Below are 9,819 nucleotides of genomic sequence, written 5' to 3'. Positions count from 1 at the left end.
TGCCGTGCTGCTCCTGGTTGTGGTGCTTATGCCTTCCATCAAGGCCAAGCGCGAAGAGGCTTTCGTGGACGACTGAGGCTTAGCCCTGGCGCCGCGCGGGCTCGCGCTGGTGCAAAAACTTGGTGAGCAGGTCGCGCGGCGGCGTGACGGAGATGTGTTTGAGAATCTGCCCCACATTGCCGCGGTGGTAGGCGCCATGGGTGAGTACGTGGAACAGCATTTCCTCGCGCGTCATGCGGCCGGCGTCGCCGTCGGTGAAGCGGAAGACCAGACTCTCGCCCAGTGCATCGGCGTTCAATCCAGCCAGATAAGACTCAAACCACGCATCGGTCTCGGCCGCTGCAAAGTGCAGCTCGCCCAATTCAGGCGTCTCCGCCGTGTTACTTTGGGTATAGCCATGCGCCTCGCCGAGCAGGTGGGCGCGGAAGATGCGGTCCACCACATAGATGTGGTTCAGCATGCGAATGGCGGTATGCAGCGGCTCGGCGTGTTGCACCGGGTCTACCGTGGCCATGCAGTCATACAACTCGGCGTTGGCCCAGGTCTTTTGGGCATACAAGGTTTTCAGCATGGCGAGGGACATGACAGGCTCCGTGATGGGGTGCGCCGCGAGGGCATCGCTCCATTATCGGCCAGCACATCGGCGCTAAAACCCACCGCCTGCGCACCGGGTACGGTGCGCCCCTGCAGGCGTCCTTGGCGGGGTGGGCCGGGCTGGTGGGCGGGTAGCTCACCAGGGACGAAAGCAGAGTGGGTGAAGTAATTGGAGCATCTGCACAGCCATCTGACCAACATTGAATTTGAATAATTCCATCTACAAAACAGATGGATAGCCTAAGATGGCAACTCCACTACCCTGCCACCTGCCATGGAACTGCGCCAGCTCCGCTACTTCATCGCCATTGCCGACTGCGGCTCCTTTTCCAAGGCGGCTGAGCGCGTCTTCATCGCCCAATCGGCGCTAAGCCACCAGATGGCGCAGCTGGAAGATGAGCTGGGTGCCAGCCTGTTCCACCGCTCGCGCCGCGGCGTGGAGCTGACCGATGCGGGCAGTCGCTTTCTGCCGCACGCCGTGTCCATATTGCGGCAGGCGGACGACGCCGTGGCCAGCGTGCGCAGCGGCGCCAGCGCGCCCAGTGGCAAGGTGGTGTTTGGCTTGCCGCACAGCGCATCCAACGCGCTGGCCCTGCCCCTGCTGCGCGCCGTGCGCGAGCAGCTACCGCTGGTGCAGCTGGAGCTGACCGAAGAACTCACCGGCAACCTGAGCAAGCAGCTGCGCAGCGGCCAGATCAACCTGGCTGTGCTGTTTGACGACGGCCACTTGGGCGAATTCGCAAGCACCCCGCTGCTGCGCGAACGCATGTGCCTGATTGCCCCCGCGCAGGCGGGCAAGCCGGCCAAGGCCCGCATTTCGCTCAAGCAGGCGCTGGCCCTGCCGCTCACCCTGCCGGCCAGCCCGCATGGCGTTCGCCCCATCATTGACGCAGCCGCCGCAAAGGCGGGCCTGCCCCCGCCCACGGTGGAGGCGGACATCAGCTCCATCAGCATCCTGCGCACCACACTGTTGGCCGGCCTGGGCCGCACGCTGCTGCCCGTCATGCCCTTGCGCGCAGAAATCGACAGCGGCCAGCTCACCGCTACTGAGGTGGGCAGTCCGCCGCTGGCGCGCACGCTCATGCTCTGCGCGGCCAGCCACATTCCGCCCTCTGCAGCAGCGCTGGCGGTGCAGGCATTGGTGTTGGATTTGGTGGACACGCTGTGCCGCTCGGGCCAATGGCCGGGCGCCACCGTGCTCAGAGCGACGAACTCTTAATCCGCAGCCCTCAGGCTGCGGGCGCGCTGCCCTTGCTCACGCTCTCGCCGTCCTCGGGCCTGAGCGTCCAGAAGGCAAAGGACGACAACACCGTCAGCACTGCCAGGGTCAGGAAGGCGTGGTGCAACGACGTGGTGACCGCCGCGCGATCGGACTGCGACAGGCCATCCAGAAAGTACCCGGTAATCAGCGAGCCAAAGGCCAGGCCAAAGCTCATGGACATTTGCTGCAGCGTGCTGGCCATGGTGCTGGCCTGGGCGGTGTCTTTCGCGTCAATGTCCGCATAGGCCATGGAGTTCATGCTGGAGAACTGCAGCGAATTGCACAGCCCCAGTACCAGCCCAATACCCACGATGACGAACAGCGGCGTACCCGGCCCCACCAGCGCGTAGCTGGCAATGGCACAGGCCACCAGCAGCGTGTTGACGACAAGCACACGCCGGTAGCCAAAGTGCTTGAGCATGGGCGCGGCCATCGCCTTCATGCCCATGGCCGCCAGCGCCGCCGGCATCATCAACAAGCCAGACTGCCAGGCCGGCAGCCCAAGCCCGAGCTGATACAGCAGCGGCAACAGAAACGGCATGCCGCCCACACCCAGCCGCGTAACAAAGCCGCCCAACACGCCCACGCGGAAGGTACGCGTAGAGAACAAGGACAGGCGCAACAGCGGGTGCGGCACCCGCCGCGCATGCCAGCCATAGGCCACGAGCAGCCCGATGGACACCGCCACCAGCAAGGCCACGGTACTCATAGGCAGGGTGATCTCGCCAAACACTTCCAGAATCCAGGACAGCAGGCCCGCGCCTGTGGCAAACAACAACAGCCCGCGCACATCCAGCGGGCGCGCCGTGTCTTCCTGGTAGTTGGGCATGTGCTTGCTGGCAAACCACAGCGCAGCCAGCCCCACGGGCACATTCACAAAGAAAATCTCGCGCCAGGAAAACCAGTGCACGATGAGCCCGCCCACCGTGGGCCCCAGCAGCGGCCCCAGCAGCGCGGGAATGATCACGAAGTTCATCGCCTGCAGCAGCTCGCCCTTCGAGAAGGTGCGCACGATCACCATGCGCCCCACCGGCATCATCATCGCCGCCGCAATGCCCTGCGGCACGCGAGCCGCAATCAGCATGGTCGCGTTCACCGCCAACCCGCAGAGCACGGAAGACACGGTGAATAGCGCCACCGCAAACATGAAGACGCGCCGGCTGCCATAGCGCTCGGCCAGCCAGCCGCTAATGGGAATGCTCACCGCCAGCGCCAGGATGTAGCTGCTCACCACCGCCTTCAGGCTCAGCGGCGTCACGCCCAGGCTGGCCGCCATGGCCGGGATGCCGGTGTTGACGATGGTGGAGTCCAGCTGTTCCATGAACAGCGCCGTGGCCACCACCCAGGGGAGGTAGCGCTTTGTCGTCGATTCACTGGTGACCATGGCGCATCGTACCCCCGGGGCAGAGACCTTGTGCTGCGTTTTGGTATCGGCTGGCCGGCTCCAAAACCCTTGAGTCGGGTGAGGTTTATATCAAGTAACTATATTAGTTACATGAAACAAAACAGCCAACTGTCAGACGTCCTGCACGTCCTGCTACACATGGCCGAGGGCGATGGCCCCGCCACCTCCGAGGCGCTGGCCGCCGCCATGCAGACCAACCCCGTGGTGCTGCGCCGCCTCATGGGCGGGCTGCGCGATGCGGGCTTTGTCGTGTCGGCCAAGGGGCATGGCGGCGGCTGGGTGCTGGCGTGCGACATGGACCGCATCACCCTGGGCGATGTGTACCAGGCGCTGGGCGCGCCGCCGCTGGTGTCGCTGGGCTTTCGGGAAGACCGCCCCACCTGCCTGGTGGCTCAGGCTGTGAACGACGCGCTGGCCGGCGCCGCGCAAGAGGCCGAGGCCCTGCTGCTCAAGCGCTTTGGCGCCGTCACCCTGGCCACGCTCTCCAAAGATTTTCACCAGCGCATGGCCGCCGCCAAAGCACAAGGCTGGAACCCCGCCCACAGCCACCACCAGAAGGACCACAAGGCATGAAGCACATCGACTTCGCCGTCATCGGCGGCAGCTACGCCGGCATGGCCGCCGCCCTGCAACTGGCCCGCGCGCGCCGCAACGTACTGGTGGTGGACGCCGGCCAGCGCCGCAACCGCTTTGTGGACGCCGCGGGCGAAACATCGCATGGCTTCCTGAGCCAGGATGGCCGCGCGCCGGCCGAAATAGCCGCCGACGCCCGCGAGCAACTCATGAACTACCCCAGCGTGGAATGGCTGCACGGCAGCGCAGACCGTGCGCGCGTGGCCGCCGACGGCCGGCTGGAATTCCGCGTGGGCAGTGAGCGCATCAGCGCCACCCGCCTCATCCTGGCCACCGGCGTGCGCGACGAGCTGCCGCCCGTGCCCGGCCTGGCCGAGCGTTGGGGCCGCAGCATCTTCCACTGCCCCTACTGCCACGGCTACGAGATGAACGCCGGCCCCATCGGCATCATCGCCGCGTCGCCCCTGGCGCTGCACCACGCGCTCATGCTGCCGGACTGGGGTAGCCCCACGCTGTTCCTGAACGGCGCCTACACGCCCAGCGCCGAAGACCTGGCCGCCATCGCCCGCCGCGGCACGCAGATAGAGGCAACGCGCATTGAGCGCATAGACGGCGTGGCCGACGTGGTGCTGCAAGACGGCCGCACGGTTAGCTTGAACGGCCTCTTCACCCAGCCACATACCGTGCTGGCCAGCCCCGTGGCCGAGCAACTGGGTTGCGCGCTGGAAGACGGCCCCATGGGCGTGTTCGTCAAGGTGGACGAAGGCAAGGCCACCAGCGTGCCGAATGTGTTTGCGTGTGGCGACGCGGCGCGGGCGGCGGGGAATGTGACGCTAGCGGTGGCGGATGGGGCGATGGCGGGGTTTGGGGCGCATCGGGGGTCGATGTTTTAAAGTTAATAACTTTTCGAAGGGCAGGCCATGCAGGTCGAGTTGTACACCGATGACATTCCAGAGGTCTTTGAGCGATTCAGCAATTTGATCGGTGCACAGCATTGGAGAAAGCGCGTTGACTTAATAAAGAGTGAATACAAAGGCAACAGGCTTTTGAAGGACTACTTGATTACAGAAAACGAAATTTCCTTTGGTCTTCAGGAAGCTAGTGAGTTAACACAGCGATTCGGCCGAATTCCGGTTCGTCAAATGGACTGTCAGTCTCTATACCCATCCATCGGGTTTGCCACTCAAATAGTTTCAATAGCAGATACATTAAAAAGCACTCAAAGAGTGCAATTGACTCGGCGCGTTCACGGAGCACTGAAGAACCCTGACGATATGAGAGCCTTGAGGCTCGAATTAACCGCTGCAACACATTTTCTGAGGCGCGGATTAGAAGTCGAATGGCCGGAGATGACTGGCCAAGGCGGCACCATGGATCTGATCGTTCCAAACCTAGGACAACATGGACTAGAGATCGAATGCAAATCCGTTTCCGACGACAAAGGTCGGAAAATCCACAAACGAGAGGCGCTTGATTTTTGCAATTTAGTTGCCCCTCATCTCAATAGACTCGGCAGCACGTTGACGACAGGGGTTGCGGTTGTATTGACACTTGAAGCAAGGATGCCAGGCGCCTACGCAGATCGCCAGGCCCTTGCCCGCTTCGTTATTAACAATGTGCTAGCAGGAGCAACTATCTGCCAACAGGATGGAGCGACTTTGCGTATTTCTAAGTTTGATCCGAGCAAACTTGGGGAGTCTGGAGTAGATGGCCTTCCCATTGTCACGAGAGATAACCTAGATGCGATCACTGGAACTAAAAACCGCCAAGCATTAATAGTTGGTCGGAAAAATGGGGGAGCAATCGCTTTTGTCCTCCAGAGTAAAGAAGACGACTCTCTTTTAGACAGCGTATTTGAAACCGTCTCTAGGTCTGCAAATAAACAGCTATCAAAGACAAGGGCCGGGATGTTTCTAATTGGCCTTGAAGGACTTGAGGCTGAATCTCTACTAAGAGTTGCCAAGCAAGATTCGTCCTCAGACCTTCCTCCAACAGCTCTCCGCCTTCACACCAGTAATTTTCTGAAGCAGTACGTTCGAGACCACGTTATTGGCATCGGCTTTATTAGCAAAGGGGCATATCGACCTGTGCCTGATGGATCTATCGATAGTGGAGGAGCAGCCTACATATTTCACAAAGAGGAAAGTCCACACTGGCATACAGATTTCGACAACTTATTCACTTCGAAAAATTGACCTGATTGCGGATTTCGGATTCCCTTGTGATCTTCTTTCTCGATGCTTGTATCGCTCACCCCACCCTACCAACAGAGGTAACGGCACTTTAAGTACAGCCTACCTCCGGCTGTACGTGCAGACACTGTGACAACTCCTCCGTCATTTTGTTATCCACCAAACCATCCCCCAATTTCATCCCCCAGACTCCTTTGCATCACCACGCAACAGGAGTCCCCATGCCCATCACCTGCTTCATCCGCTACGAAATCGCCCCGTTCCAGAAAGACCAGTTCACCGCCTACGCCAACAACTGGGCGCGCATCATTCCCCGGCTGGGTGGGCATCTGCTGGGTTACTTTGTGCCGCACGAGGGCAGCAACTACGAGGCCTGGGGGCTGATCTCCTTCCCCAGCCTGGCGGCGTATGAGGCCTACCGCCAGCGCCTGCGCGAGGACGACGAGGCGGTTGCCAACTTTGCATTTGCGCAGCGCGAGCGTTTCATCCTGAAAGAGGAGCGCACTTTCCCCCAGCCAGTGCCCGCCAGCTACCTGCAGGCGCCCACGGGCTATATTGAAGCCGCATGACTTCCTCACCTTCCGCCGCCCCTTTTGAGCCCCGGCTGGCCAGCGTGGCCGCGGTGATTGCCGATGCCACGCGCTCGCGCATGCTGAGCTACCTGCTCGCGGGCGATTACGCCAGCGCGGGGGAGCTGGCGCGGGCTGCGTCCGTATCGCCCGCCACGGCTAGCGGGCACCTGGGCAAGCTGATGGCGGCGGAGCTGCTGGTGTGCGAGCAGCGCGGGCGGCACCGCTACTACAAGCTGGCCGACGACGAGGTGGCCCACGCGCTGGAGGCGGTGGCGCTGATCGCCGAGCGCCGCACCCACACCGCCGCCTGGGCCAACCCCACGCGCCAGCGGCTGCGCTTTGCGCGCTGCTGCTACGGGCACCTGGCGGGGCAGCTGGGCGTGGAGCTGTTTTCGCAGCTCTTGTCCAAGGAATGGCTGACCCCGGCGGGCGATGGCTACCTGCTCACGGCGCAGGGCAAAGCCGGGCTGGGTGCCATTGGGTTTGCGGTGGACGGCATGGACCAAGCCAAACCGTCTGCAACCGCCCGCCTGGCCTACCGCTGCCTGGACTGGTCCGAACGCCGCGACCACATGGCCGGCAAGCTGCCCAAGGCGCTGCTGGCGCATTGTCTGGAGCGCGGTTGGCTGCGCCGCCATGAAGGCGAACGCGCGCTGGAGGTGACCCCGCTGGGGCGCAAGCACCTGGCGGGGCTGCTGCCTTCGGTCAATGCGTTATGAACAAAATAGGCCTCTAGCCCCCGTGGAATATGCGCGAGCAGCTACTTAATTGGTAGCAAACCTGGCACCCCAATTCAAACGTTAGCCCGGCTTGCGATGGGCGCATGCGCCGCCATCACCTCAAGTACCCAGTTGATAAAGACGCGCAGCTTCACGCTCACATGGCGGTTGGGGTGGAAGGCCAGGTACAGGGGCATGGGGTCCAGCGCCCAGTCTTCCAACAAGGGCACGAGTTCACCACACGCCAGGTGGGGCTTGGCCATGTAGTGCGGGAGCCAGAGCACGCCCACGCCGGCAAGGCCAGCGGCAAGGTAAGCATTGCCATCGTCCACCGCCAGCGCATGCTTGCCTTTGACTTCGATGCGTTCATCGCCCTGTCGCAGGGTGGACGGCAACAGCTTGCCGGTACGCGATGACAAAAAGCCAACGATGCGGTGCGGGTCTGCTTCCAGATCCGAGGGGTGCTGCGGGCGCGGGGCACTTTGCAGATAGCTGGGGGCCGCGTACACGCCAAGTTGCAGGTCGCCCACATGGCGCGCGATGAGTGAGGGCTGGGTGACTTCACCACCGCGTATGACGCAATCCACGTTGTCACCGATGAGGTTGACCATGCGGTCGCTCACGCCCATCTCGATCTGCAGGTCCGGATAGCGGGCGTGGAACGCCGGGAATGCAGGAACCAGCAGCATGCGCGCCAGCGGGCTCGGAACATCCACGCGCAGCCGCCCTCGGGGCGAGGCGGTGGCGTCGGACAGGCTGGTCTCGGCGTCGTCCAGATCGACCAGCAGGCGCACTGCCCGCTCGTAGTAGGCCGCGCCATCGGCGGTGACATGCACTTGCCGCGTGGTGCGGTTGAGCAGCTTGACACGCAGCCGTGTCTCCAGCTGTTGCACCAGCTGGGTCACGGTGGTTTTGCTCATGTGCAGGGTCAGCGCGGCCTTGGTAAAGCTGCCCGTCTCCACCACGCGCACAAAGGCCTGCATTGCATCAAAACGGTCCATATTGGCTCCACCTCACCCCGCTGATTGTTTGAAAAACGCAAACAGTGATTGTGCGACTTGCTGGTTTATCTGGGGGCTGCAGCCGCCTAAATTCAGGGCGAGCGATGGGGCTCTTCCCATCCAAACCACCATCCACAAAGGTATTCCATGTCAGTCCGCAATGTTGTTTTTCCCGCTGGTCGCCAGGCGCTCTATGAGCAAAATCGCTACTCGCCCGCCATCCAGTCGAATGGCTTTTTGTTTGTGTCAGGCCAGGTGGGCAGCAAGCCGGATGGCTCGCCGGAACCTGATTTGACGAAGCAGGTGCGCCTGGCGTTTGAGAACCTCAATGCCATCCTGGCGGCTGCGGGTTGCACCTTCGATGACGTGATTGACGTTACGGTGTTCATCGTGGAGCCGGAGAAACATCTGGAGACCATCTGGCCCGTAATCCATGAGTTTTGGGGCGAGGCCCCACACCCGACGCTGACGGGTGTGGGCGTGACCTGGCTCTACGGCTTTCAGTTCGAGATCAAGGTGATTGCCAAGCTGCCAGCGCCATGACTACCCATGCGCACTGGCGCCGCGCTTGCCGAGCGCCCAGATGCTGCTGATCAGCAACGCGCCGCCCAGCCATTGCAGTGGCGCCAGCGCTTCGCCCAAGAGCAGGGCCGCCAGTACCACGGCGGTGAGTGGCTCCACGAGCGTGGCCACGGTGAGTGCGGTTGGGCTCAGGCGCGCAGCGCCCCAGCTGAATGCCAGCAGGGCCAGCGCCGCGGTGACGATGCCCAGGTACAGAAACCAGGCCTGCGGCGGCACATCGGCAGGCCACACCAGCGGACGGAAGAACCCGGTCAGGCCCATCACCACCGCAGCCACCAGCGTGAGGCAGGCCGCCGCCTGCCCTGCCCCCAGGTCTTGCGACAGGCGCCCGCTCACCAAGGTGAACCCGGCATAGAGCACGGCCGACGCCACCGAGAACGCCACACCCGCCAGCACAGCACCGCTGCCACCAGACGCACCGCCATGGCGCAACACCAGCAGCGCCGTGCCGCCCAGAGCGGCCACGAGCGCCAGCACCAGGGTGACGTCCAGCCTTTCGCGCCCCTTCATCAGCGCCCATAGCGTGACCAGCACCGGGGGCAAACACAGGGCAATGAGCGTGGGGATGGCGGCGCCTATGCGCTCAATGCCCAAAAACCAGCACAGCACATACATGGCCATGCAGGTGCCAGCGACCAGCACCATGCCCAGCCGCGGCCGCACCGTGGCCCACAAGCTGCGGCGCGCAAACATAGCCATCAACACGACGGCCCCGACCAGAAACCGCCAGAAAGAAATGTTCTCGGGCGTGAAGCCGTGGCGGGCGATGAGCACGTTCACGACCAGCGCGCCCGTGCCCCACAGAAAGCCCGCGCCACAGGCGGCCAGCAGGCCCAGGCGGGCTGCGTTGGGCGTGTGGTGGGATTGAAGCGGGACGGAGGACATGGCAGCAATGGGTTTCTGGATTACAAGAAGAATCG

11 protein-coding genes are annotated in these 9,819 nt (G+C 62.8%); 7 read left to right on the top strand and 4 right to left on the bottom strand.

Annotated elements, in window-relative coordinates:
• Positions 1–79 precede the first annotated feature (79 nt).
• Positions 80–583: a DinB family protein gene (locus AC1RNN_RS15355; RefSeq protein WP_493089780.1), complete on the bottom strand. Its 504-nt coding sequence runs from the start codon at positions 581–583 to the stop codon at positions 80–82.
• A 285-nt stretch (positions 584–868) separates the two neighbouring features.
• Between AC1RNN_RS15355 and AC1RNN_RS15350 the strand changes: the two genes are divergently transcribed.
• Positions 869–1,813 (top strand): LysR family transcriptional regulator, encoded by a 945-nt coding sequence (locus AC1RNN_RS15350; protein WP_493089781.1) that lies wholly within the window; start codon positions 869–871, stop codon positions 1,811–1,813.
• A 10-nt stretch (positions 1,814–1,823) separates the two neighbouring features.
• Here the strand turns inward: AC1RNN_RS15350 and AC1RNN_RS15345 are convergent, their stop codons facing one another.
• Positions 1,824–3,239 (bottom strand): DHA2 family efflux MFS transporter permease subunit, encoded by a 1,416-nt coding sequence (locus AC1RNN_RS15345; protein ID WP_493089782.1) that lies wholly within the window; start codon positions 3,237–3,239, stop codon positions 1,824–1,826.
• 111 nt (positions 3,240–3,350) lie between these two features.
• Between AC1RNN_RS15345 and AC1RNN_RS15340 the strand changes: the two genes are divergently transcribed.
• From AC1RNN_RS15340 to AC1RNN_RS15320, 5 genes are all read left to right on the top strand, one after another.
• Positions 3,351–3,833, top strand: a complete 483-nt coding sequence (locus AC1RNN_RS15340) for an Rrf2 family transcriptional regulator (RefSeq protein WP_493089783.1) — start codon at positions 3,351–3,353, stop codon at positions 3,831–3,833.
• Positions 3,830–4,726 (top strand): NAD(P)/FAD-dependent oxidoreductase, encoded by an 897-nt coding sequence (locus AC1RNN_RS15335; RefSeq protein WP_493089784.1) that lies wholly within the window; start codon positions 3,830–3,832, stop codon positions 4,724–4,726. The genes AC1RNN_RS15340 and AC1RNN_RS15335 overlap by 4 nt, the downstream gene beginning before the upstream one ends.
• Positions 4,727–4,753: 27 nt before the next feature.
• The gene (locus tag AC1RNN_RS15330; protein ID WP_493089785.1) at positions 4,754–6,028 is read left to right on the top strand and encodes a hypothetical protein; all 1,275 of its coding nucleotides are present in this window, start codon (positions 4,754–4,756) and stop codon (positions 6,026–6,028) included.
• Between the two features lie 218 nt (positions 6,029–6,246).
• Positions 6,247–6,594 (top strand): NIPSNAP family protein, encoded by a 348-nt coding sequence (locus tag AC1RNN_RS15325; RefSeq protein ID WP_493089786.1) that lies wholly within the window; start codon positions 6,247–6,249, stop codon positions 6,592–6,594.
• Positions 6,591–7,316, top strand: coding sequence for an ArsR/SmtB family transcription factor (locus AC1RNN_RS15320; protein ID WP_493089787.1), 726 nt, complete (start codon positions 6,591–6,593; stop codon positions 7,314–7,316). The genes AC1RNN_RS15325 and AC1RNN_RS15320 overlap by 4 nt, the downstream gene beginning before the upstream one ends.
• Positions 7,317–7,390: 74 nt before the next feature.
• Here AC1RNN_RS15320 and AC1RNN_RS15315 read toward each other — a convergent pair whose 3' ends face one another.
• Positions 7,391–8,317, bottom strand: a complete 927-nt coding sequence (locus AC1RNN_RS15315) for a LysR family transcriptional regulator (RefSeq protein ID WP_493089788.1) — start codon at positions 8,315–8,317, stop codon at positions 7,391–7,393.
• A 147-nt stretch (positions 8,318–8,464) separates the two neighbouring features.
• Between AC1RNN_RS15315 and AC1RNN_RS15310 the strand changes: the two genes are divergently transcribed.
• On the top strand, positions 8,465–8,860 hold the full coding sequence (locus AC1RNN_RS15310) for a RidA family protein (protein ID WP_493089789.1): 396 nt from the start codon (positions 8,465–8,467) through the stop codon (positions 8,858–8,860).
• Here AC1RNN_RS15310 and AC1RNN_RS15305 read toward each other — a convergent pair whose 3' ends face one another.
• Positions 8,861–9,784: a DMT family transporter gene (locus AC1RNN_RS15305; protein ID WP_493089790.1), complete on the bottom strand. Its 924-nt coding sequence runs from the start codon at positions 9,782–9,784 to the stop codon at positions 8,861–8,863. It abuts the gene before it with no gap.
• Positions 9,785–9,819: the final 35 nt, after the last annotated feature.

Source organism: Rhodoferax sp. GW822-FHT02D07 (genome assembly GCF_058802405.1).
Note: the sequence above shows the minus strand (reverse complement) of the source record. Positions and strands in the feature narration are given on the sequence as shown.